This is a genomic window from Gluconobacter sp., from assembly GCF_047723935.1.
Taxonomy (GTDB): domain Bacteria; phylum Pseudomonadota; class Alphaproteobacteria; order Acetobacterales; family Acetobacteraceae; genus Gluconobacter.
In genome coordinates this window covers 44,603-66,428 of record NZ_JBDOBO010000009.1, presented here as the reverse complement: position 1 = coordinate 66,428, position 21,826 = coordinate 44,603, and the positions used below count along the sequence as shown (strand labels likewise).

At 56.8% G+C, this 21,826-nt stretch carries 23 protein-coding genes, 1 pseudogene and 1 riboswitch; of the genes and pseudogenes, 15 read left to right on the top strand and 9 right to left on the bottom strand.

Features of this window, described 5'->3' with window-relative positions; translation table 11 throughout:
* Positions 1-183: pseudogene (locus ABF979_RS06210) on the top strand (hypothetical protein); the annotation flags it as partial.
* Between the two features lie 29 nt (positions 184-212).
* On the opposite strand, the gene serB reads toward ABF979_RS06210, so the two are convergent.
* The gene (gene serB, locus ABF979_RS06205; protein ID WP_415558556.1) at positions 213-1,106 is read right to left on the bottom strand and encodes a phosphoserine phosphatase SerB; all 894 of its coding nucleotides are present in this window, start codon (positions 1,104-1,106) and stop codon (positions 213-215) included.
* Positions 1,107-1,148: 42 nt separating this feature from the next.
* Here serB and miaA point away from each other — a divergent pair, with 42 nt between their 5' ends.
* From miaA to speE, 6 genes are all read left to right on the top strand, one after another.
* Positions 1,149-2,156 carry a tRNA (adenosine(37)-N6)-dimethylallyltransferase MiaA gene (gene miaA / locus ABF979_RS06200; RefSeq protein WP_415558554.1) on the top strand — a complete coding sequence of 336 codons (1,008 nt, stop codon included), beginning with the start codon at positions 1,149-1,151 and terminating at the stop codon, positions 2,154-2,156.
* A gap of 9 nt (positions 2,157-2,165) precedes the next feature.
* The gene (gene ilvB / locus ABF979_RS06195; RefSeq protein WP_415558552.1) at positions 2,166-3,962 is read left to right on the top strand and encodes a biosynthetic-type acetolactate synthase large subunit; all 1,797 of its coding nucleotides are present in this window, start codon (positions 2,166-2,168) and stop codon (positions 3,960-3,962) included.
* Positions 3,962-4,489: an acetolactate synthase small subunit gene (ilvN, locus tag ABF979_RS06190; RefSeq protein WP_415558550.1), complete on the top strand. Its 528-nt coding sequence runs from the start codon at positions 3,962-3,964 to the stop codon at positions 4,487-4,489. The genes ilvB and ilvN overlap by 1 nt, the downstream gene beginning before the upstream one ends.
* Complete coding sequence (ilvC, locus tag ABF979_RS06185) at positions 4,489-5,508, top strand: ketol-acid reductoisomerase (protein WP_046900379.1); 1,020 nt, start codon at positions 4,489-4,491, stop codon at positions 5,506-5,508. The genes ilvN and ilvC overlap by 1 nt, the downstream gene beginning before the upstream one ends.
* A 447-nt stretch (positions 5,509-5,955) precedes the next feature.
* Positions 5,956-6,435 (top strand): adenosylmethionine decarboxylase, encoded by a 480-nt coding sequence (gene speD, locus ABF979_RS06180; protein ID WP_046900378.1) that lies wholly within the window; start codon positions 5,956-5,958, stop codon positions 6,433-6,435.
* Positions 6,436-6,507: 72 nt separating this feature from the next.
* Positions 6,508-7,380 (top strand): polyamine aminopropyltransferase, encoded by an 873-nt coding sequence (gene speE, locus ABF979_RS06175; RefSeq protein ID WP_046900377.1) that lies wholly within the window; start codon positions 6,508-6,510, stop codon positions 7,378-7,380.
* A 35-nt stretch (positions 7,381-7,415) separates the two neighbouring features.
* On the opposite strand, the gene ABF979_RS06170 is transcribed toward speE, so the two are convergent.
* The 3 genes from ABF979_RS06170 to ABF979_RS06160 all read right to left on the bottom strand — a co-directional run bounded on the left by ABF979_RS06170 (position 7,416) and on the right by ABF979_RS06160 (position 8,558).
* Positions 7,416-7,853: a MarR family winged helix-turn-helix transcriptional regulator gene (locus ABF979_RS06170; protein WP_415558548.1), complete on the bottom strand. Its 438-nt coding sequence runs from the start codon at positions 7,851-7,853 to the stop codon at positions 7,416-7,418.
* 131 nt (positions 7,854-7,984) lie between these two features.
* Positions 7,985-8,254 (bottom strand): DUF333 domain-containing protein, encoded by a 270-nt coding sequence (locus ABF979_RS06165; protein WP_415558546.1) that lies wholly within the window; start codon positions 8,252-8,254, stop codon positions 7,985-7,987.
* 1 nt (position 8,255) lies between these two features.
* Positions 8,256-8,558 (bottom strand): putative quinol monooxygenase, encoded by a 303-nt coding sequence (locus ABF979_RS06160; RefSeq protein WP_086634734.1) that lies wholly within the window; start codon positions 8,556-8,558, stop codon positions 8,256-8,258.
* A 98-nt stretch (positions 8,559-8,656) separates the two neighbouring features.
* Positions 8,657-8,747, top strand: a riboswitch (glycine riboswitch).
* A gap of 137 nt (positions 8,748-8,884) precedes the next feature.
* Here ABF979_RS06160 and gcvT point away from each other — a divergent pair.
* The 3 genes from gcvT to gcvP all read left to right on the top strand — a co-directional run bounded on the left by gcvT (position 8,885) and on the right by gcvP (position 13,309).
* The gene (gene gcvT / locus ABF979_RS06155; RefSeq protein ID WP_415558544.1) at positions 8,885-10,018 is read left to right on the top strand and encodes a glycine cleavage system aminomethyltransferase GcvT; all 1,134 of its coding nucleotides are present in this window, start codon (positions 8,885-8,887) and stop codon (positions 10,016-10,018) included.
* Between the two features lie 17 nt (positions 10,019-10,035).
* Entirely contained in the window at positions 10,036-10,395 is a 360-nt protein-coding gene (gene gcvH / locus ABF979_RS06150; protein ID WP_064275498.1) for a glycine cleavage system protein GcvH, read from the top strand.
* 76 nt (positions 10,396-10,471) lie between these two features.
* A complete protein-coding gene (gene gcvP / locus ABF979_RS06145; protein ID WP_415558542.1) occupies positions 10,472-13,309 on the top strand; it encodes an aminomethyl-transferring glycine dehydrogenase in 2,838 nt (945 codons plus the stop codon).
* A 63-nt stretch (positions 13,310-13,372) separates the two neighbouring features.
* Here the strand turns inward: gcvP and ABF979_RS06140 are convergent, their stop codons facing one another.
* Positions 13,373-13,843, bottom strand: a complete 471-nt coding sequence (locus ABF979_RS06140; RefSeq protein WP_415558540.1) for a YbaK/EbsC family protein — start codon at positions 13,841-13,843, stop codon at positions 13,373-13,375.
* 158 nt (positions 13,844-14,001) lie between these two features.
* Between ABF979_RS06140 and ABF979_RS06135 the strand changes: the two genes are divergently transcribed.
* Entirely contained in the window at positions 14,002-14,313 is a 312-nt protein-coding gene (locus ABF979_RS06135; protein WP_415558538.1) for a putative quinol monooxygenase, read from the top strand.
* Between the two features lie 84 nt (positions 14,314-14,397).
* Entirely contained in the window at positions 14,398-14,610 is a 213-nt protein-coding gene (locus ABF979_RS06130; RefSeq protein WP_415558536.1) for a heavy-metal-associated domain-containing protein, read from the top strand.
* A gap of 21 nt (positions 14,611-14,631) precedes the next feature.
* Here ABF979_RS06130 and ABF979_RS06125 read toward each other — a convergent pair whose 3' ends face one another.
* The 3 genes from ABF979_RS06125 to glnA all read right to left on the bottom strand — a co-directional run bounded on the left by ABF979_RS06125 (position 14,632) and on the right by glnA (position 17,750).
* Positions 14,632-15,624 carry an MBL fold metallo-hydrolase gene (locus ABF979_RS06125; RefSeq protein ID WP_415558534.1) on the bottom strand — a complete coding sequence of 331 codons (993 nt, stop codon included), beginning with the start codon at positions 15,622-15,624 and terminating at the stop codon, positions 14,632-14,634.
* 29 nt (positions 15,625-15,653) lie between these two features.
* On the bottom strand, positions 15,654-16,283 hold the full coding sequence (locus tag ABF979_RS06120; protein WP_064275503.1) for a trimeric intracellular cation channel family protein: 630 nt from the start codon (positions 16,281-16,283) through the stop codon (positions 15,654-15,656).
* A gap of 84 nt (positions 16,284-16,367) precedes the next feature.
* Complete coding sequence (glnA, locus tag ABF979_RS06115; protein ID WP_046900948.1) at positions 16,368-17,750, bottom strand: type I glutamate--ammonia ligase; 1,383 nt, start codon at positions 17,748-17,750, stop codon at positions 16,368-16,370.
* 529 nt (positions 17,751-18,279) lie between these two features.
* Here glnA and ABF979_RS06110 point away from each other — a divergent pair.
* The 3 genes from ABF979_RS06110 to ABF979_RS06100 all read left to right on the top strand — a co-directional run bounded on the left by ABF979_RS06110 (position 18,280) and on the right by ABF979_RS06100 (position 21,376).
* Positions 18,280-19,443, top strand: a complete 1,164-nt coding sequence (locus ABF979_RS06110) for an aminotransferase (RefSeq protein WP_415558532.1) — start codon at positions 18,280-18,282, stop codon at positions 19,441-19,443.
* 76 nt (positions 19,444-19,519) lie between these two features.
* Positions 19,520-20,983 carry a metalloprotease TldD gene (gene tldD, locus ABF979_RS06105; RefSeq protein WP_415558530.1) on the top strand — a complete coding sequence of 488 codons (1,464 nt, stop codon included), beginning with the start codon at positions 19,520-19,522 and terminating at the stop codon, positions 20,981-20,983.
* A gap of 180 nt (positions 20,984-21,163) precedes the next feature.
* Positions 21,164-21,376 (top strand): hypothetical protein, encoded by a 213-nt coding sequence (locus tag ABF979_RS06100; protein WP_415558528.1) that lies wholly within the window; start codon positions 21,164-21,166, stop codon positions 21,374-21,376.
* A gap of 3 nt (positions 21,377-21,379) precedes the next feature.
* Here the strand turns inward: ABF979_RS06100 and ABF979_RS06095 are convergent, their stop codons facing one another.
* Positions 21,380-21,778, bottom strand: coding sequence for a YggT family protein (locus ABF979_RS06095; protein ID WP_235271739.1), 399 nt, complete (start codon positions 21,776-21,778; stop codon positions 21,380-21,382).
* Positions 21,779-21,826 lie beyond the last annotated feature (48 nt).

Genomic DNA, 21,826 nt, shown 5'->3' with positions numbered 1-21,826 from the left:
GGTGCTGCCCTTGGTGTCGCAGCCGGCATGGCGATTGAAGGTGCTGCCAATTCCTATCCCGGCGGATACTACCCTGGTGGATATCAGGGGGGTGTTCCTGCTGGCGGGTATGCCGTTCCGCAGGGATATTATGGAGCGCCAGCCTATTACGGTGGTGTCCCGCCTTATACGTGGGGGTATTGAGGCGGGAGTTTAAAAGTGCGGCCTTTTCGTCAGTCAGTGACGAAATCGGCGGCGCGGTATCCCTGAGCAAACAGATGTGCACGCAGACCTGAAAAATTGATCTGCGTACCAATCACCTTCTTCACATTCGGTTTTGCGTGGAAGGCCAGGCCCAGCCCGGCGCTGGCCAGCATTGGAATATCGTTTGCACCGTCACCAGTTGTGAGTGCAGCACGAAGTTGAACACCCCGTTCAGTTGTCAGGGCTTCCAGATGAGTCAGCTTTGCATCTGGCCCCAGAACCGGGCCGCCAAGCTTTCCGGTCATCTTGCCATCAACGATATCAAGAATATTTCCGTGGTTTTCGTCGAAGCCACACAGCTCTGCCACACGTTGTGTGAACCATGTGAAGCCACCTGACACCAGAGCCGTGCGCGCGTTGTGCTTGCGCATAGTTTGCACGAGCTCTTTTGCGCCGTCCGTCAGGGTTACATTCTTCCAGACGTCTTCCAGAACAGACGCTGATTTTCCTGCGAGCAGAGCAACGCGTTGTTCAATGGACGTTTCAAAGTCGATCTCTCCATTCATGGAGGCTCGGGTGATGGCCGCAACCTGCTCGCCTACACCAAGAGCTGCGGCCATTTCATCCAGCGTTTCTCCCGTCACGATAGTGCTGTCCATGTCTGCAACGAGAACAGCTTTGCGACGGCCACGGGTTTTCAGCAGCAGTGTGTCGACCTGATAGGGGGCCAGCGTTGCGCGGATTGTTGCTGCGCTTGCGGCGCCGGGCCCAGGCGTAGGGCATGGAATATCGACGGCTTCCCCTTCAGACAGAACGATAGGGGCTTTGCCTTTCACCAGAGAGCGGGCGACGTCGATGGCTTCTGGTTTGAGGGGGCCAGCCTTGCGGTCGGCAATGAGTGTCAGAACGGAAGGAAGGGACATAAGCTCTCGTAACGATCCAGCGCGTGTGGCAGGAACAGGGGAATGAACGCCCCAAAGACAGCAATCATTGTGGCTGGCCCGACGTGCTCCGGCAAGTCTGCTCTGGCTCTTGATCTTGCGCGGACCTTCAATGGAACAGTGATTAATGCTGATTCCATGCAGGTTTACCGCGATCTTCATATTCTCACAGCCCGCCCCGACGCCGCGGACGAGGCGGTTGTTCCGCACCGGCTATATGGTGTTCTGGATGCGGCAACGCCGGGTAGTGTGGCCTGGTGGCGCGAGCAGGCTCTGACCGAAATGGACGCGGCCTGGAGGGCTGGTCGTCTGCCAATTCTGTGTGGAGGTACGGGCATGTATCTCCGCGCTCTCACAGATGGTCTCGTGGAAGTGCCTGACCCGGGGGAGAGCGCGCGACAGGAAGCCCGAACGCTGGCGCAGGACATTGGCCCGGCAGCTCTGCATGAGAAGCTGTTGGAGGTCGACCAGGATACTGCCTCCACGCTGCGCCCGAATGATACGCAGCGTATCTCCAGAGCATGGGAAGTCTGGCGTGGGACGGGGCATGGTCTTGTCTGGTGGCGGGCTCAACCCGGTCTGCCAGCGGCTCCCTGCCGATTTGTTTCTGTTCTTCTTGATCCGCCACGGGAGGAATTGCGGGCATCTCTTGATGCCCGTTTCAGCCAGATGCTGGAGGCCGGGGCGCTGGATGAAGTGCGTCAACTTGTTGCACGGGGTCTGGATTCTGTATTGCCAGCCATGCGCGCGCATGGGGTTCCTGAGCTTGCTGCGGTGTTGCAGGGTGAGGTGACGATCGAGGCTGCGCGACAGGCTGCTGTTCTGGCGACAGGCCGATATACGCGCCGACAGGCGACGTGGTTTCGGCATCATGCCTTGGGATCTGATGGTAATTCGATGGTTTCGTTTCGTAGATATACCCTGTTTGCGCAAGAATCGAAAACAGAACACGAAAAAATTGAGAATTTTATATCTGAGCGAGTTGACGAATCCTACAGAACTGTCCTAAATCCCGCGCCACATACCCCTTAGGAGGATACGGTGACGGCTTCTGCTGAAAGAGGCGCAACAACAGGCAACGAGGCGCTGAATGGCGCGGAGGTGCTTCTGCGCGTTCTCGATGAACAGGACGTAGAGGTAGTCTTTGGCTATCCGGGGGGCGCTGTCCTTCCAATCTACGATGCGCTCTTCAAGCAGGACCGTATCCGCCACATTCTTGTCCGTCATGAGCAGGCTGCCGTTCATGCGGCTGAGGCTTATGCGCGTTCGACGGGCAAAGTTGGCGTTGTTCTGGTGACGTCTGGCCCGGGCGCGACCAATGCCGTGACCGGTCTTGTCGATGCGCTGATGGATTCGATTCCGCTGGTCTGTCTGACCGGTCAGGTGCCGACGAAGCTAATCGGCAATGATGCGTTCCAGGAAGCGGACACGACGGGCATTACCCGCCCGGCCACGAAGCACAACTATCTGGTGCGGACACCGGGCGCTCTGGCGCAAACGGTGCGTGAAGCTTTCGAGGTGGCGCGTTCCGGCCGTCCGGGGCCTGTGCTGGTTGATCTGCCCAAGGACATCACGGTTGGTCAGGCTCCGCTAACGGCACCAGCGCTGTCACGGCTGAAGCGTTTCCGTCGTCAGGGTGGACCGGATGCCGAGGCGATTGCCCGCACGGTCGAGGCCATGAAAACGGCCAAGCGCCCGCTGTTCTACACGGGTGGCGGCATCATCAATTCTGGCCCGGAAGCCTCCGAGCTGTTGCGTCGTCTGGCGCGCAAGACGGGTTTCCCGGTCACGTCTACGCTGATGGGGCTGGGGGCGTTTCCGTCTCCTGATCCGCAGTTCCTCGGTATGCTGGGCATGCACGGGTCTGTTGAGGCGAACATGGCCACGCATGGCTGTGATCTGCTGATCGCTCTGGGTGCGCGTTTTGATGATCGTGTGACGGGCCGTGTGGACGCGTTTTCGCCGAATTCGTTCAAAGTGCATGCGGATATTGATCCAAGCCAGATCAACAAGATCATCCGTGTGGATGTGCGTCTCGAAGGGGATGTTCGCGATACGCTTCAGGCGCTGCTGGACGCGTGGGACGATACGCCGACACCTGATCTGAGCACATGGTGGAACCAGATTGCGTCCTGGCGCAGCGTGGATGGCTTCGGCTTCACGCAGGACATGACGCCGTCTGCGGTGATCCGTCCGCAGCATGCCGTTCGTCGCCTGTACGAAATGGCAATGGAAACGGGGCGTGACACGTTTGTGTCCACCGAGGTGGGTCAGCATCAGATGTGGGCGGCCCAGCACTTCCAGTTTGCCAAGCCGAACCGCTGGCTGACTTCCGGTGGTCTGGGAACGATGGGCTACGGTCTGCCGGCTGCTGTGGGCGCGCAGGTTGCGCACCCGGATGCTCTGGTGATTGATATTGCGGGTGAAGCTTCGACCCTGATGAACATTCAGGAGCTGGGCACGATCGCGCAGTATCGTTTGCCGGTGAAGATCTTCATCCTGAACAACCAATATATGGGCATGGTGCGTCAGTGGCAGGAACTGCTGCATGGGTCACGCTATTCCCAGTCTTACAGCGAGGCGCTGCCAGACTTTGTTAAGTTGGCAGAAGCGTTCCAAGCGACTGGAATGCGTGCGACCTGCGTGGGTGAGCTGGACGATGTCATCCGCCGGATGCTGGAGCATGACGGTCCTGTCATCGCGGATATCTGCGTGGCGGAAAATGAAAACTGCTACCCGATGATTCCATCGGGTGCGGCTCACAACCAGATGCTGCTTGGCCCGGATCAGGATTCCGCGGCAGCAGGTCTGACCGAAGAAGGGATGATGTTGGTCTGATGACGGAGACAATCCAGAATTCGGTCATCTCGGTTCTTATTGAAGACGAGAGTGGCGCACTGGCCCGCGTGGTGGGTCTGTTTTCAGGCCGGGGCTACAACATTGAGAGCCTGACGGTTGCGCTGGTAGATGCCGAGCGCAGCCTGTCACGCATTACGGTTCTGACGTCGGGGACGCCGCAGGTTATTGAGCAGATCAAGGCGCAGCTGAAGCGTCTGATTCCGGTTCATGCGGTCTGTGATCTGACGGAAGAAGGCCCGTATGTGGGCCGTGAGCTTGCTCTGGTGAAAGTCGTCTCCCGCGGCGAAAACCGTACGGAAGGTCTGCGGATTGCAGATTCCTTCCGGGCGCGCCCAGTTGATACGACGGCCACCAGTTTTGTGTTCGAACTGACGGGGTCTCCCTCCAAGATCGACGCTTTTATCGAGTTGATGCGCCCCCTTGGCCTGGCTGAGGTTTCGCGCACGGGGATTGCGGCCATTGGTCGTGGCCCTTCTGTCTTTCACGTTAACGAGGAACATGTCTGATGCGGGTGTATTACGATCGCGATGCCGATCTGAATCTGATCAAGAGCAAGAAAGTCGCGATCATTGGCTACGGCAGCCAGGGTCACGCTCATGCCAACAACCTGCGTGACAGTGGCCTGACCGACATCGTCATTGGCCTGCGTCCGACGTCCTCTGCCGTCAAGAAGGCAGAAGAGGCTGGTTTCAAGGTTATGTCCCCGGACGAGGCTGCTGCCTGGGCCGACGTGGTCATGGTTCTGACGCCGGATGAAGGCCAGGGCGCCCTGTACAAGGACAGCCTTGAGAAGAACCTGAAGCAGGGTGCGGCACTTGCATTCGCACATGGTCTGTCCATCCACTTCCGCATCATTGAAGCCCGTCCGGATCTGGACGTGTTCCTGATCGCACCGAAGGGCCCAGGCCACACGGTTCGTTCCGAATACCAGCGTGGCGGCGGCGTTCCGTCCCTCGTTGCTGTGGCTCAGAATGCTTCTGGCAAGGCTCTGGACATCGCTCTGTCCTACGCTTCCGCAAATGGCGGCGGCCGTGCAGGCATCATCGAGACAAGCTTCAAGGAAGAAGTCGAAACCGATCTGTTCGGTGAGCAGGCTGTTCTGTGTGGCGGTGTCGTTGACCTGATCCGCGCTGGCTTCGAGACGCTGGTTGAAGGTGGCTATGCCCCGGAAATGGCTTACTTCGAGTGCCTGCACGAAATGAAGCTGATCGTGGACCTGATCTACGAAGGCGGCATTTCCAACATGAACTACTCCATCTCCAACACTGCGGAGTATGGTGAGTACGTGACGGGTCCGCGCATCATCACGCCGGAAACGAAGGCTGAGATGAAGCGCGTTCTGACGGACATTCAGGATGGTACGTTCGTTCGTAACTTCATCCTTGAGAACCAGTCCGGCGGCGTTGGCTTCAAGGCCATCCGCGCTCGCAATGACGCTCACCAGATCGAGAAGACCGGTGAGAAGCTGCGTGCGATGATGCCGTGGATTGCCAAAGGCAAGCTGGTCGACAAGGCCAAGAACTGATCCTTCGGAATTAGGGGCCCCTCAGTCGTTATGGGCTGAGGGGGGTATGAAGAGCACGCATTGCGAAGCGGGGATTATTTCCGGCTTGGAATGCGTGTTTTTTTATGTGCCGTGCAGTACAGGGCGACGAATCTCTAGACCCGGGTCAGCGTCCGTTGCTGAGGCAGAAAGACCTTGAAGTGAAGGGTGATCCCAAAGGCCTGCCGCTTTTTGGATGCTCTGAGAGCGGTTTTACCCCTGATTCCCAAAAGATAGTTCCTGTTTGGGGCGACCGGCTATGGGGGATGGGTCGGCAATGTCGGCCCTGCTTTTTTAGGGAATGTGACATATTCGCGAATCAGGCCAGAAAACCCTTGCATCCGCAGGAAGGGGGCTCTAACTACCGCGCTTCTTGGCCCAAGGGGGCGATTTCGCCCAACAGGCTGTCTACTGGTTTGGGGGTACGTGATGAACGCACTTGCTCAACTGGGGATGGTATCGGAACTCCCGAGAGATATCCAGAACAGCGCTGCTCACTCTGTTGAAGAGGAGCGCAAAGACTATTTTATTGAACGGGATGGCGAACGCTATGCCGGTAATCATCTGCTGATCGATTTCTGGGATGCCCGGAATCTTGATGATCCAGCACGGATTGATGAGACGCTGCGCGAGGGTGCTATTGCAGCCGGTGCAACGATTCTGCACAGCCATTTCCACCACTTCACGCCGAATGGTGGTGTGTCTGGTGTTCTGGTGCTGGCAGAAAGTCACATCTCGATCCACACATGGCCAGAGCGTAATTACGCTGCGGTAGATGTGTTCATGTGCGGCGCCTGTGATCCGAATCTTTCGATTCCGGTCATGCAGCGCCTGTTCCAGGCTGGCCGCATCGAAGTCGATGCCGTACGCCGTGGACGCGTGCAGGACAGGAACGCTAGCGCGGCCTGATTCTCGGATAGGGGCCAGCCGAGCCGGCTGGTCTTTACTCTGCTATTCAATCCCGACAAGGAACCGATGACCATGGCTGAAACATGGATCAACGAGACCCTGTACCCGGACTGGGGACAGCGTTTTCTCGTAACGCGCGAGCTCGCGCGCGTAAAATCTGATTTCCAGGACATTGTTGTCTTTGAAAGCTCCAGCCATGGCCGTGTGCTAGTTCTGGATGGCGTCATTCAGATCACGGAACGCGATGAGTTCGTTTATCAGGAAATGCTGACGCATGTTCCGATGCTGGCGCATCCGTGTGCGAAGCGCGTTCTGATCATTGGTGCGGGTGACGGTGGCGTTCTGCGTCGCGTTCTTGAGCACAAGACCGTTGAAAAAGCCGTTATGGTGGAAATCGATGGTGCTGTGATCGAACTCTCCAAGCAGCACCTGCCGAACATTGCGGGTGATGCCTGGAATGACCCGCGCGCTGAAGTGATTGTCGGTGATGGTATCGACTATGTTGCCAAGGCTGCTGACGGTTCTTTTGACGTCATCATCGTGGACAGCACGGATCCGATCGGCGTGGGTGAAGTTCTGTTTACGGACGAATTTTACAGCAACTGCGCACGTATCCTGTCGGATGAAGGTCTGATCGTGAACCAGTGTGGTGTCCCGTTCATGCAGTCTGATGAACTGTATGAGACGAGCCTGCGTCGTGCGAAATTCTTCCCGCATGTTTCAGCTTATGTTGCCGCTGTCCCGACTTATGTCGGCGGTTTCATGACGCTGGGTATGGCTTCCAAAGGCCAGGCTCCAAATACGCAGACGCTGGAGCAGATTCGCGGACGTGCAGACGCTGCCAAGATTCTCGGCACGACACGCTATTGGACGCCTGAAATTCACGTCGGCTCTTTTAATCTGCCGCCGTATATTGCCGAGCATCTTCCTAAGACGGAGAAGTAAGGCCTGATCCTTCGCTCTTTTAGGAGTGAAGGATTTTAAAGACAGCTTTCGAGGCTGCTGCTCATGCGTTCCAGAAGCGTAATGAGAATGCCTCTTTCCAGCGGAGTGAAGCCTTTGAAGGCTTCCTCGCTGGCCCCTTCCATAATCGGAATAACCTGCTGGCTTTTAGTGAGGCCGACTGCTGAAAGTCGGATCTGACTGACGCGTTTGTCGTCCGGATCGGGTTCGCGTTCGATCAAGCCGTCCCGCTCCATGCGTGCCAGCAGTGTTGCCATGCCTGGTTGCTCAATCCCTGCGAGTTCAGCAAGCACCTTTTGGGTGCGGACTTCGCCTCTTCCGAGGGCAAGGAAAACCGGAATCTGTCCTGCGCGCATTCCGGCGGGTTTCAGTTTCTGTTCCATCAGGCGCGTGAAAAGGCGCCCGGTCTTGCTTGTTAACGAGCCTATGGAGAGGCAAGGGGCCTGATTCTGCATGGGGAGCTGCCTTCAGGTGGATAGTGTGGATAACATACATAACATGTTATGTATTGATTTTAAGAAGACTGCTCACATCGTAAAGCGGTTTTCCTGATCTCTTTGGAAATCAGGAAAACGAGAGGAAGTACTTACGGTTTGGAGGTGAGTGGCAACGATTTGCACTGATGGTCGCGGTACAGGCTCCATTCTTCACAGGTCTGGCCGGAGGGCAGGTGGCACATACCAACCTGTCCAGAGGGCTGACTAACAATTTCCAGAGTTCCTCCCCGCTTTGTGCAGGAGACGCTGGCCGGGTTTGCCAGACCTATGAGATGTGGCTTTTGCGGTTGCTCCGCGCTGCATGCAGCCAATAGGAGAAGAGTGGCGCCATAGACGCTGTTTTTGAGCGAGAAGCGCATATCAGGGTGCCGTCCTTGTAAAGAAGCGGACGTTGTTTTCCTTGGCGCCAAGGGTTTTTACAGCCTCTGCGAATTTCTGGAAGTGCGGCGTTTTGAGGTGCACATCAAAGGCAGCCTGATCGCGATAGGTTTCGACAAGCACAATGAGATTCGGATCTTCATTGGATGTCATCACGTCAAAGCTATGGCAGTCGGGCTCGTCCGCGTTGGAATGCTTGCTGTCATAAGCACACATTTCAAGGAATTTTTCCCGATTTTCTGGGGGGATGGACAATTCTGCAATGACAGTCAGTTCGCCAGCCATGAAAGTTCTCCCGTTCTGGTTACAAAGGTATGCGGCAATCGTAACGCAGAACTAACCGTAACGATTGCGAAGAGATCAGGAAACTGGCAGGATCGAGTCCGACCAATACGGGAGAGACTGGCCTTCAGGGCTGGCGCCGAAGGAGCAACCGCCCCGGAAACTCTCAGGCCAAAGGACCGAGTTGGTCGGTAAATTCTGGAGAGAGGTGCGCCTGACGTACCCGCCGACGGGATAGCGATCTCAGGCAAAAGGACAGAAGGGGCGGCGTTTTCCAGACTTCTGGGTACGTCTGCACCTTCACGTTTTGACTGGGCCGGACCTACCCCATGACCGACTCCCTCCAGCGTACCCCTCTCCATGCTCTTAATCTGGAACTCGGCGCCAAAATGGTGCCGTTTGCGGGATATGAGATGCCGCTTCAGTATCCCGCAGGGCTGATGGCCGAGCATTTGCACACACGTAGCAAGGCTGGGCTTTTTGACGTCTCCCATATGGGGCAGATCCGGATTTCTGCCCGCAGTGGCGATGTGCGTGATGCGGCTCTGGCGCTCGAAAGCCTGATTCCGGCTGATTATGCGGGGCTTGCGAAGGGGCGGCAGCGCTACGGATTCTTGACCAATGATGCCGCAGGCATTTTGGATGATCTGATGGTCGCCAACATGGGTGATGATCTGTTCGTTGTGGTGAATGCGTCTTGCAAGGAGCAGGATGCGGCGCTGATTGAAGCGGCTCTTTCTGACCGTTGTGTTGTGACGCGGCAGTTTGATCGCGCGCTGATTGCGTTGCAGGGGCCGCAGGCTCAGGAGGCTATCGCACCTCTTTGTCCGGCAGCGGTCGATATGCGTTTTATGGACGTGATCGAGACGAAGCTTGCTGGTGTTCCGGTTACGCTGTCGCGTTCGGGTTACACGGGTGAAGACGGGTACGAGATTGGGTGTGCAGCCGCTGATGCGGAGACTGTTGCGCGGGCGTTGCTGGCTCAGCCACAGGTCCTTCCCATTGGGCTTGGAGCCCGGGATTCGCTTCGTCTGGAAGCGGGGCTTTGCCTGTATGGCAATGATATCGATACGACGACTACGCCGATTGAAGCGTCTCTGGCCTGGGCTATTCAGAAAGCCCGGCGCGAAGGGGGCTCTCGTGAAGGAGGCTATCCGGGCGCCGAAATCGTTCTGCGTCAGGCTCGTGAAGGTGTTAGCCGCAAGCGTGTTGGCCTGATGGCGGAGGGGCGTGCGCCTGTTCGTGCGGGTGCGAAGCTTTTTGCGGATGCGGAAGGCCAGAAAGAGATCGGTCTGGTGACGTCAGGGGCGTTTGGCCCGACGGTCCAGGCGCCAGTGGCGATGGGATATGTCGCAACAGATTACGCGGGGAATGACACGGCACTGTTTGCCGAACTGCGTGGAAAATTCGTTCCGGTTCATGTTCGGGCGATGCCGTTCGTGGCGCCCGGTTTCAAGCGTTAAGCCAAGGAAAAGCAGCGATGACGACTTATTATACCAAATCGCATGAATGGATCCGTCTGGACGGGGAAGAAGCGACTGTAGGCATTACGGCTCATGCTTCTGAAGAGCTGGGCGAACTGGTGTTCGTGGAAGCCAAGGACGAGGGCACGGACGTGGCGGCGGGCGATGCTGCCGCAGTTGTGGAATCCGTTAAGGCGGCGTCTGACATTTATGCTCCGGTTGCCGGTGTGCTGTCGGGTTTCAACACGAAGCTTTCTGATGAGCCGACGCTGGTTGGTAATGACCCGGAAGGTGAGGGCTGGATCTTCAAGATGAAGGTTTCTAACCCGGAAGACGTGACGTCCCTTCTGACGGCAGAGCAGTACAAGAGCCTCTGACGTTCTGTGATGGGTCTGGCTTTTGCCGGGCCCATTTTTCTTTCCCTGCCCATCAAGACTTCCAGAGAACGATACCGTGACGATCCTGTGGCCTGAACAGACCGAAGACTTCAGCTTCCGCCATATTGGCCCACGCTCCTCTGAAATTGCGGAGATGTTGCAGACGATCGGGGCTTCCAGCCTTGAGGATCTGATTGACCGGACGGTTCCGAAAGCCATTCTTGATCGTGGCGATCACGGGATTGGCGCGGCGCTGACGGAACAGCAGGCTCTGGCGCGTCTGCGGGAGATTGCGTCCCGCAACCGTGTTCTGACGTCCATGATCGGGCAGGGATATTACGATACGGTTCTGCCGCCGGTCATTCAGCGCAATATTCTGGAAAACCCGGCCTGGTATACGGCCTATACGCCGTATCAGCCGGAAATCAGCCAGGGACGCCTTGAGGCGCTTCTGAACTTCCAGACGCTTGTGGCGGATCTGACGGGGCTCGATATTGCCAATGCGTCCTTGCTGGATGAGGGCACGGCCTGTGCGGAGGCTATGGCGCTGGCCAAGCGTGTCTGCAAGTCCAAGTCCGACCGGTTCTTCGTAGATGCTGATACGCATCCGCAAACGCTGGCTGTTCTGAAGACGCGGGCTGAGCCGCTGGGCTGGGAGATTGTGGCGGGTGATCCGGCGACGGATCTGGATGCGGCGTCCGTGTTTGGTGCGCTGCTGTCCTATCCGGGGTCGTCCGGGGCTGTGCGTGACCCGCGCGGTGTGATTGAGGCGGTTCATGCGCAGGGCGGTATTGTTGCCGTGACCTGTGATCCGCTGGCTCTTGTAATGCTGGAAAGTCCGGGAGCTCTGGGGGCAGACATCGCCATTGGGTCCATGCAGCGTTATGGCGTGCCGATGGGTGGTGGTGGCCCGCATGCCGGGTTCATGGCGACGAAGGATGCTTATAAGCGGCACATGCCGGGGCGTCTGGTCGGTGTTTCGCGTGATAGTGCCGGGCGCCCGGCGTATCGGTTGGCGTTGCAGACCCGTGAGCAGCATATCCGCCGGGAGAAGGCGACGTCCAACATCTGCACGGCGCAGGTTCTGCTGGCTGTCATTGCGTCCATGTATGCGGTGTATCATGGGCCGGAAGGCCTGAAGGCGATTGCGGGTCGTACGCATCGTCTGGCGGCTATTCTGGCTGCGGGTCTGAAGGCTCTGGGGGTGACGGTAGAGACGGAAACGTTCTTCGACACGCTGACAGTTCAGGCTGGTTCCGACGTGCAAGGCATCCTTGCCAAGGCTCTAGACGCCGGGATCAATCTGCGGGATGCGGGCGAAGGACGGATTGGTCTGTCCTGTGATGAGACGACGACGCCTGAGACCATTCGGGCGTTGTGGCAATGTTTTGGGGCGGATGAGGCGCGTGTTGCGGTTCTGGAGCGGGAGCTTTCTGTTGAAGACGCTCTACCGCAGGCGCTGTCCCGTCAGGCGGCTTTGCTGACGCATCCGGTGTTCCATGTTCATCGATCAGAAACGGATCTGCTGCGGTATATGCGGTCTCTGTCTGACAAGGATCTGGCGCTGGACCGGACGATGATTCCGCTGGGCTCCTGCACGATGAAGCTTAATGCGACGGCGGAAATGATTCCCATCACCTGGCCGGAGTTCGGGCGGATTCATCCGTTTGCGCCGAAGGATCAGCAGACTGGATATGCGGAACTGTTTGCGTATCTGGAACGGACGCTGTGTGCGATTTCTGGCTACGATGCTGTGTCGCTTCAGCCAAATTCTGGCGCGCAAGGTGAGTTTGCGGGCCTTTTGGCGATCCGTGGGTATCATCAGGCGCGCGGGGATATGAATCGGGATGTGTGCCTGATTCCGGCGTCCGCCCATGGGACAAACCCGGCTTCCGCCCACATGGTGGGGATGCGTGTTGTTGTTGTGGCCTGTGACAGCAATGGCAACGTTGATGTTGAGGATCTGAAGGCGAAGATCTCGCAGCATGACGGGCGTGTGGCGGCCATCATGATTACCTATCCGTCCACGCATGGTGTGTTTGAGGAACGGATTGTCGAGATCTGTGATCTTGTTCATACGGCTGGCGGGCAGGTTTATCTGGATGGTGCGAACCTGAATGCGCAGGTTGGTCTGGCACGGCCGGGTCTATACGGGGCTGATGTTTCGCATTTCAATCTGCACAAGACGTTCTGCATTCCGCATGGCGGTGGTGGACCGGGCATGGGGCCGATTGGTGTGGGCAGCCATCTGGCGCCATATCTGCCGGGTCAGAACGGGATTGCCGTTTCTGCTGCGCCGTATGGGTCAGCGTCCATTCTGCCGATCTCTGCGGCGTACATCATGATGATGGGGGATGAGGGGCTGCGCCGGGCGACGGAAGTGGCCATCCTGAATGCGAACTACATCGCGACGCGTCTGGAAGCGCATTATCCGGTGCTGTATCGGGGCAGCAATGGCTTTACGGCGCATGAGTGCATTGTTGACCTGCGGCCGATCAAGGATGCGGTTGGTGTGACTGTGGACGATATTGCCAAGCGTCTGATTGATCACGGGTTCCATGCCCCGACGGTCAGTTTTCCGGTGGCCGGGACGTTCATGATCGAACCGACAGAATCTGAGGGGAAGGTTGAGCTGGATCGGTTCTGCGATGCCATGATCGCCATTCGGGCAGAAATTGCGGACGTGGAAGCGGGGGCAGTTGCCGTAGAGGATAGTCCGCTACGGTTTGCGCCTCATACGACGGCCGATTTGGTCGGTGAGTGGGGTCGCCCCTATGCGCGGGAGCAGGGCTGTTTCCCGGGTGGGGTTAACACATCCAAGTACTGGTCGCCTGTCGGACGGCTGGATAACGCGTGGGGCGACCGGAATCTGGTGTGTTCGTGCCCGGATATTTCGACTTACGCAGACGCGTAATATTAATCTGTTTTCTGAGTAGAAAAGGGCGCCCTCAAAAGGGGCGCCTTTTTTTATGGTCTATCACGATGTGACGGTGACCCACTGTGCAGACGTCAGTTCTGCCAGACGCCCGGGGGTTAGCATGACGGAAGCATTGGTGGCACCTGCAGCAGGGATTACGATGTTAAATGCGCGAAGAGACTCATCGCAATAAACGGGAAGTGGCTCTGATAGCCCAAAGGGGCAAACGCCGCCGGGCGGATGGCTTGTAAGTGCCAGCACTTCTTCTCCGTTAAGGAAGCGGGGACGCCCTCCCAGAGCGTCTTTTGTCAGACGATTATCCAGACGTTTTGTTCCTGCCATAACGATCAGAACAGTTTTAGCCTGTGGCCCTGAGCCGACCTTCACGCCGAGCGTTTTGGCAATCTGGTCGGGCTCGACATTGTGTGTGGCAGCAGCCTCCTCAACAGTAGCCGTGGAACGCTCCGTCACGATGATGGAAAGATCAGGCGCGCGCTGGGCGAGATCAGTCCTTACGCTTTCAAGACTCATGAATAGGTGCCTCTGGAAATTTCAGGAAGATGTTTCATGTGAAACATGGGGGAGATTTCAGAAAACGTATCTTGTAGAAATGGCAGTGCACAGGGGCGAGGGCCATCAGTTTACCGATGGGAACCAGCTCCTGTATCTTTTTTTGTGAGGAAAACATCGTGAGTCATGCTGCCTGTGTTGTCGCCATTCTGACTGTATCGTCTGACCAGACACGAGAACTGGAGCTGGAACTGGTACGCTGCATTGTTGCATCACGTGCGGAAGAAGGCTGCCAGCGCTACGTAATCAGCCGCGATCAGGACCATGCAGGACGCTTCACGGCGGAGGAGCGCTGGGCTTCGACTGAGGCTTTCGAGCAGCATTTGGAGACGCCGCATTTCCGGTCTCTTGCCGCGTTGCTGGATCGTCTGGACGCTTCGGTGCAGTTGATGAAGGTGACGCCGCTTGATGAAATCAGTGACGCGATCTGAAAGCTGTTTCAATTCCAGCGGGAATATGTCTCTTTTGATGTGTCGCTGTTGGGGCGGCAAACCATGCACGAAGGAGAGACACCCATGACAGCAACCGTAACATTTCAGGTCGAAGGCATGTCCTGCACAGGGTGTTCAGGCAAGCTCCAGAAAGCCCTTGCAGCTGTTCCTGGCGTTTCCGCTGCGGATGTGACGCTGGAGCCAGCACAGGCTGTCATTCAGTATGATGATTCCAAGGTTTCTACGGCGGCGCTAAAAGAGACAGTGGAAGACGTTGGCTTTGACGTCGTTGGCTGATTGAGAGATTGCCTTTGGAGATCAGAGCCTGAGGTGTAGGCTCTGAGCTGCCATGATGAAGTGGACGCCTGTTGTATTGCCCGCTTCCAATTCCTGATGGATGCGCAGAACGGGATTTTTCTGGCGTTTTAGTGTCGGTTTGACGTGCGTGATTACGATGGGCAGATTTTTAAGCGAAACGCCTGTGATCTGCTGAAGGTCTTCCAGTTCTGCCTCTACCCAGTGCGGCGTCAGATGTCCGTACAGGTGGCTATCGGAAATGGAGTTGTCATAAGAGCACTCTATCATGATGGCATGGAGATGTTTCTGACGCACAAGGGGCGCGATAGCCTGCCAGAGACGATGCAGGTGATCTGAGTGCTGTGGGGCGTCTGGCCCGGTATCTCCGAGATAGAGCAGGCCATCTGGGCCATTTGTGAGCAGGAATGCTGTTGATTCCACACCGCCATGGTTCAATGGATAGGCCTGAACCTGCAAAGATGTCCCGCTGATGGGTGTGGGCTTCTCGGGTGTTAGATCGTCATAGCGGTATGTGCCGAGCCGGGGTTTGACGCCTTGGTCGCCCATGTTGGGCCAAATCTGCCAGTTGAAGATATGTTCGGCGAGAATGGCGTTGACGGATGCGAGAGCCATGATCGGTTTGTGTGTGTCATCCGGGGAGATGGCGACCAGACCGGCAATATGATCCAGGTGAGCATGGCTGATCAGATAGGCCGCAATGGTCGTGTGAAGGATTTCCCCTTCCGGTGTCAGTGTTGCGGACTTGAAGGAAAGGGTTTTGAACGCCCCCACTTTTACGGCGTCTTTCAGGCCATGCAGAACGGTTCCCGCATCGCAGAGAACGCCTTTGTCGGAACCTTCAGGCCGGATCAGGTAGGCGCTTAACGTTCCGTCATCCAGGCCTCCGGCGGCTCCCAATACGAGGATATCAAAGTCTGAGGCCTGCGCTATGGAAGCACAAAGAAGCAGAGGGAGAGCGGCTAGAAGTCCCTTCAGGACGGGGGCGATGCGCATGAGCGGACGTTCTTTTCCGTGAGGAGGGGCTATTTTCGATAATGCGGCAGCGACAGTCCCTTGAGAAGGGCAAGTGCGCGAAGGGCAAACCCTGCGAAAATGGCGATGGCAGCTGCCAGTGTGGTGTCACACCCTGCTTTTGTCAGGAGGACATAGCTGCACGATGAGAGGGCAACAGCAGTAACATACAGCTCTGGACGAATGATGATGGATGGGACGCCAGCCAGGACATCGCGAAAAATTCCTCCCATGCAGGCACTGACTATTCCCATGAGAGCGGCTGGAACAGGTGGGATGCCATAAGCAATGGCTTTGGCTGCGCCATACACGCCATAAGCTGCAATCCCCATTCCGTCGAACCAGTCTACGGCGCGCTCGGACCAGAGGCGACCTGGCGTGAACCAGACGAGCAGGGCGCAGACCATGCAGACCGTGATGCCAGTGGAGTTATGCATCCATGAGACAGGTGCACCGATCAGCAGATCGCGCACGGTTCCACCGCCAACACCTGTAATGGCGGCGAAGAACATGAAGGTCAGGATTGTCAGGCGTTCCCGTGCGGCGGCGAGGGCTCCTGAAACGGCAAAGACGGCCGTTCCGGCAATATCCAGAATGGGCAGGACAGAAGTTGAAAAAGCCTCGAAAGCGGGGTGCATCATGACGGGTGCCGTAACAGGGAAAGCGGGTACGAAAAAGCCCGGCGCAAAGGCCGGGCTTCTCCGTTTTGCAGAAGTCTGCTCGGATTAGACCGAGTAGTACATTTCGAACTCGACCGGGTGGGGTGTGTGTTCGAACTTGTAGACTTCAGGCCATTTGATGTCGATGTAGCTCTCGATCTGGTCCTTGGTGAAAACGCCGCCTTCGAGAAGGAATGCGTGATCTTCCTGGAGGGCTTCGAGGGCTTCACGGAGGGAACCGCAGACCGTCGGGATCTGAGCAAGCTCTTCCTTCGGCAGTTCGTAAAGATCCTTGTCCATGGCGTCGCCAGGGTGGATCTTGTTGCGGATGCCATCAAGGCCGGCCATCAGCATGGCTGCGAACGCGAGATATGGGTTTGCCATCGGGTCCGGGAAGCGGACTTCAACGCGCTTTGCCTTTGGGTTCGTGGCGTGCGGGATACGACACGAAGCTGAACGGTTGGCAGCGGAGTAAGCCAGCAGCACGGGCGCTTCAAAGCCCGGGATCAGGCGCTTGTAGGAGTTGGTGGACGGGTTCGTGAACGCGTTCAGAGCCTTGGCGTGCTTGATGATGCCGCCAATGTAGAACAGTGCGTCTTCGGACAGGTCAGCATACTTGTCGCCAGCGAAGGTTGGCTTGCCGTCTTTCCAGATGGACTGGTGAACGTGCATGCCGGAACCGTTGTCGCCCGAGATCGGCTTCGGCATGAACGTGGCCGTTTTGCCGTAGGAGTGGGCGACGTTGTGCACGCAGTACTTGTAGATCTGCATGAAGTCAGCAGACTTCACGAGCGTGTCGAACTTCGTGCCAAGTTCGTGCTGGGACTGTGCAACTTCATGATGGTGCTTCTCGATCGGAAGACCCATTTCGCCCATCGTGGAGAGCATTTCGGCGCGGAGGTCATGCTCGCTGTCCACTGGCGGGACCGGGAAGTAACCACCCTTGACGACAGGGCGATGGCCCATGTTACCTTCCGGGTAGGCCTTCAGAGATGCGCCTGGGCCTTCGATGCTGTCGAGCTGGTACGTGCCGAAGTTCGGGCCGGTGCCGAACTGGACGTTGTCGAAGATGAAGAATTCAGCTTCCGGGCCGAAGAAAGCGGTATCGCCGAAGCCAGCTTCCTTCAGATAGGCTTCTGCAAGCTTGGCCGTCGAGCGGGGATCACGATTGTAGAAGTTGCCTGTCTTGGGATCAATAATGTCACAGAACAGGATGAGCTGCGGCTTTGCGGAGAACGGGTCCATGACGGCCGTTTCCGGATCTGGCAGCAGAACCATGTCGGACTCGTTGATCGCTTTCCAGCCCTGGATGGACGAGCCATCGAACATGAAGCCTTCAACGAACGTGTCGTCTTCAATGGTGGAGACCGTCTGGGTCGTGTGGTGCCACTTGCCCTTGGGATCGGTGAAACGCAGATCGACGAACTCAGCCGCATGTTCCTGGATCATCTCGAAAACGCGGGCAACGGCCTCGGGCTTCGGTGCTGGTGGCTTGCCAGCTGCGGCGGTTGTCTTGGGGGAAGCAGCCTTGGCGGAAGCGCGGCGTGGAGCTGCAGCTTTCGGTTTGGCGGTGGAGGAAGTAGGGGCTTTTCTGGCCATCGATCTGTCGCCTTGCATCGTGTGAACGGCTTCAAAACGATTACGGGACAATTTCCCATCTGTCGAGTACGACATACACCTTCATTTCATCATCAATTGAAGAAAGAAAGTGTCTCAAAATGGCACTTGGCCTGATTGGACGCGTTTTTCTGGCCTATCAGGGATGGCGAAGCTCTGACTTGCCGGGGTGTTGTCCGATCGGGAAAATTTTATTGATCGGGAATTCCATAGTTACTGTGCGGGTACTGATTCCAAAAAGACGTTTGTTTAACTGAGATCGTGAGGTGAGGACCAAAGCGCAGGGAATGGCTTTTCAGGACGAGCGGGTCCTGCAATGGTGAAGTCTCTCTTCCGTTCCATGTCTTAAAAGCGCCGGTCCATGAAAACGCCCAATACCTATCTGTCCTCGCTGCCCACGACCGTTTTCACGATTATGTCTCAGCTTGCTGCCAGGTATGATGCAATCAATCTGGGGCAGGGCTTTCCGGACACTGAGGGCCCGGCGGATATTATCAGCGTCGCGGCCGAGGCGCTGAAGGATAATAGAAACCAGTATGCGCCGCTAACGGGGTTGCCGGAGTTGCGGCAGGCTGTCGCTGAGTCAAACCGGCGTTTTTATGGGCTTGAGATTGATCCGGCGACAGAAGTCGTTGTGACGTCTGGAGCAACGGAGGCTCTGGCAGCCTGCCTGATGGCTGTTGTGGAAGCTGGTGATGAAGTGGTTCTGATCGAACCCCTCTATGACACCTATCTTCCCATGCTCAAGATGATAGGCGCAGTTCCCAAGTGCGTCCGTCTTCAGCCGCCACACTGGAAGCTTCCCGAAGAAGAGCTTCGTGCAGCCTTTGGCCCCAAAACAAAGGCCATGATCCTGAACTCTCCGATGAACCCTGCGGGCAAGGTCTTTTCACAGACTGAACTTGAGCTGATTGCAGGATTGGTGAAGGAACATGATGCCTATGTGATCTGTGACGAAGTTTACGAACACCTGACGTTTCACGTGAAACACATTCCCCTCATGACGCTTCCTGACATGCGGGAGCGCTGCATGCGCATTGGGAGCGCGGGCAAGAGCTTCTCTTTGACGGGATGGAAAGTCGGGTATGTCACGGCGCCCGCGGCTCTGGCGTCTGTGGTTGCCAAGGCTCATCAGGTGCTGGTGTTTGCTACGGCTCCTAATCTTCAGCGCGCCGTGGTGCATGGTCTCAATAAAGACGACAGCTACTACAAAAGTTTGTCCGCTGACCTGGAATTGCGCCGAGACATTCTTGTTGAAGGATTGCATCGCCTCGGTTTTGAGACACTTCCCGCAGATGGAAGCTATTTTGTCGTGGCGGATACGTCGCGTCATGCTCAGGGACGAACGGATGTGGAGTTTGCCGAATGGCTGGTTGAGCACGCAGGCGTGGCAACAATCCCGGTCTCTGCCTTTTATGATCCAGAGGGCGCTGAACCGCCACGCAACATGATCCGCTTTGCATTCTGCAAGAAGCCGGAAATTCTTCAGGAAGCCCTGCGTCGCCTCGAAAAAGCACTCACCTGAAGGCGGCCTCTTTCAATTCGCGTGCTATGACCCATTTCTAGTTCTTCACCATCCTCTCAGCCAGGAGATTACCCCGATGTCCATTGCCGCAGATGCGCTGGGAGCCCTTGCCACAACTGATGCCCTGTTTTTTGACCGCCCCGGTTCCCGACTGACGCGGGAGGGTGCCGAAGCACTGGTTGCACAGGGATTGGCAGGGGTAGATGATGGAGAACTGTTTCTCGAATACCGCGAAAATGAGGGGATCTCGCTGGATGACGGGACAATCCGATCAGCGAGTTTCACAACCTCTTCAGGTTTTGGTCTGCGCGCAGTCCTGGGAACAGAAACGGCTTTCGCCCATTCTGATGAAATGAGTGAAGACGCTCTGGCACGTGCGGTTAGCACGGTCGGTGCCGTGCGACAGGGACGAAGTGGCGTGATGGCGGCGGGCCCGCGATCAACCAATCAGCGTCTCTATTCTGATTCCCGACCGCTGGAAGGAACGGACTTTGCAGCGCGTGCGGCAGTTCTGGGCGAAATTGACGCCTATGCCCGTGGTGTGGATACCCGCGTTGTTCAGGTCAGTGCTAGTCTGAGTTCCGAGTGGCAGGCTGTACAGATCATGCGGCGTTCGGATGCTGGAGATCGCGTTGCGGATCTTCGTCCGCTGGTCCGTCTTAATGTATCGGTCGTGGTTGAAAAGGACGGTCGTCGCGAGAGTGGCAGTCATGGACAGGGAGGACGGTATGAACTGGATCGTCTTCTGGATGGCGCAACATGGAAAGCCGCAGTTGATGAAGCTCTGAGGCAGGCTCTGCTGAACCTCGATGCAGCACCGGCACCTGCAGGAGAAATGGATGTGGTGCTTGGGCCAGGATGGCCAGGTATTCTGCTTCATGAAGCTGTTGGCCATGGTCTGGAGGGGGACTTCAACCGGAAGGGAACATCCTCCTTCACCGGCATGGTTGGGAAGCGGGTGGCTGCTCCTGGGGTGACGGTTATTGATGATGGGACACTGCCGGAGCGTCGAGGATCTTTGAGCATCGACGATGAAGGGACTCCAACAGGACGAACTGTTCTGATCGAGGACGGTATTCTGACGGGCTATTTGCAGGATCGTCTGAATGCCCGTCTGATGGGTGTGTCTTCTACGGGAAATGGGCGTCGGGAATCTTACGCTCATGCTCCTATGCCACGTATGACAAATACGGTGATGCTTGAAGGAACAGCGACGACCGACGAGATGATCAGTTCTACAAAGCGTGGACTGTATGCCGTCAATTTTGGCGGTGGTCAGGTTGATATTACGTCCGGGAAGTTCGTTTTTGCGGCGTCTGAAGCTTATCTGATTGAAGATGGAAAAGTGACGCGCCCGGTGAAAGGGGCGACGCTCATTGGAAATGGTGCAGATGCCATGAACCAGATTTCGATGATCGGATCAGATGTGGCGCTTGATCCAGGAATTGGGACATGCGGCAAAGCTGGTCAGGGCGTTCCTGTCGGAGTGGGGCAACCGACGTTGAAGTTGTCTGGCCTGACGGTAGGCGGCACAGCCTGACAGGGTAAAACTCTCGGGCTTCCCGGCTCTTAAAGTAGCCGTAACTCATTCCGGATATTGCAGCTGGCAGCATCGTGCCTATTTAAAAGGCATCAGATGTTTTGAGCTGTGATGTCCGGTTTTTTATTTTTGCCATGGTCATTGCAGCTCAGGAGTTCACGTTGTGAAAGGAGCTCCACCATGGGGCATAATTACGCCAAGCCACTGACCAGTCAGGTGCGGATGGAGCGTGTGTTAAGCCGCTTGCCTGAAGACTGGTCTGTTCGCATTGAACGTGAGCCGGGAAAAGGGTGGCGCGCCTGGATGCAATCGCCGACGCACTCAGGTCAGTGGAGTGAGCCGCACAATGACTTGGCTGATGCGCTGGAGGAAGTGTGGCGCGCAGTCCGGTGAGGCTTAGAAAGCCGGGTGGTAAATCAGCATGGCGAACACACGGTTGACCAAGGGATAGACCAGAAACTGGATTGCCAGCAGCAGGACCATCGGCGCGAAGTCCATGCCGCCTGTGCTGGGAAGGATATTCCGAATAGGGGCCAGAATCGGTTCGACGACGCGTGCGAGAGTGTTGAAGAGCGAGTAGAAAAACCGGTTACGAATATCCAGCACGCCAAAGCCCAGCAGCATGGACAGGATACAGTAAGCCAGAAGAGCCCATACGAATGCCTGAATGATCATCAGGATAATGGCGTGCAGGGCAAGCATGCTGAAAACCTCGTCGGAAAACGCGGAAGACCGGGTAAGCGGCCAGCCAGGAACAGGTTTTGTATCTGCCTCGGCGAGACAGGACAACCTCATCCGGATTGCTTGACAGAAACCGGGCTGATGGGAACTATCAAAAATACC

Bases quoted from the DNA above. Each gene is read 5' to 3' on its own strand.
- ABF979_RS06125 (WP_415558534.1), bottom strand. From the start codon at position 15,624: ATGCGCATCGCCCCCGTCCTGAAGGGACTTCTAGCCGCTCTCCCTCTG.
- ABF979_RS06095 (WP_235271739.1), bottom strand. From the start codon at position 21,778: ATGAGGTTGTCCTGTCTCGCCGAGGCAGATACAAAACCTGTTCCTGGC.
- ABF979_RS06130 (WP_415558536.1), top strand. From the start codon at position 14,398: ATGACAGCAACCGTAACATTTCAGGTCGAAGGCATGTCCTGCACAGGG.
- miaA (WP_415558554.1), top strand. From the start codon at position 1,149: ATGAACGCCCCAAAGACAGCAATCATTGTGGCTGGCCCGACGTGCTCC.
- ilvC (WP_046900379.1), top strand. From the start codon at position 4,489: ATGCGGGTGTATTACGATCGCGATGCCGATCTGAATCTGATCAAGAGC.
- tldD (WP_415558530.1), top strand. From the start codon at position 19,520: ATGTCCATTGCCGCAGATGCGCTGGGAGCCCTTGCCACAACTGATGCC.
- ABF979_RS06140 (WP_415558540.1), bottom strand. From the start codon at position 13,843: ATGAGTCTTGAAAGCGTAAGGACTGATCTCGCCCAGCGCGCGCCTGAT.
- gcvT (WP_415558544.1), top strand. From the start codon at position 8,885: ATGACCGACTCCCTCCAGCGTACCCCTCTCCATGCTCTTAATCTGGAA.
- glnA (WP_046900948.1), bottom strand. From the start codon at position 17,750: ATGATCCAGGAACATGCGGCTGAGTTCGTCGATCTGCGTTTCACCGAT.
- speE (WP_046900377.1), top strand. From the start codon at position 6,508: ATGGCTGAAACATGGATCAACGAGACCCTGTACCCGGACTGGGGACAG.
- ABF979_RS06100 (WP_415558528.1), top strand. From the start codon at position 21,164: ATGGGGCATAATTACGCCAAGCCACTGACCAGTCAGGTGCGGATGGAG.
- speD (WP_046900378.1), top strand. From the start codon at position 5,956: ATGAACGCACTTGCTCAACTGGGGATGGTATCGGAACTCCCGAGAGAT.
- ABF979_RS06160 (WP_086634734.1), bottom strand. From the start codon at position 8,558: ATGGCTGGCGAACTGACTGTCATTGCAGAATTGTCCATCCCCCCAGAA.
- serB (WP_415558556.1), bottom strand. From the start codon at position 1,106: ATGTCCCTTCCTTCCGTTCTGACACTCATTGCCGACCGCAAGGCTGGC.
- ABF979_RS06110 (WP_415558532.1), top strand. From the start codon at position 18,280: ATGAAAACGCCCAATACCTATCTGTCCTCGCTGCCCACGACCGTTTTC.
- ABF979_RS06170 (WP_415558548.1), bottom strand. From the start codon at position 7,853: ATGCAGAATCAGGCCCCTTGCCTCTCCATAGGCTCGTTAACAAGCAAG.
- gcvH (WP_064275498.1), top strand. From the start codon at position 10,036: ATGACGACTTATTATACCAAATCGCATGAATGGATCCGTCTGGACGGG.
- ilvN (WP_415558550.1), top strand. From the start codon at position 3,962: ATGACGGAGACAATCCAGAATTCGGTCATCTCGGTTCTTATTGAAGAC.
- ABF979_RS06120 (WP_064275503.1), bottom strand. From the start codon at position 16,283: ATGATGCACCCCGCTTTCGAGGCTTTTTCAACTTCTGTCCTGCCCATT.
- ABF979_RS06165 (WP_415558546.1), bottom strand. From the start codon at position 8,254: ATGCGCTTCTCGCTCAAAAACAGCGTCTATGGCGCCACTCTTCTCCTA.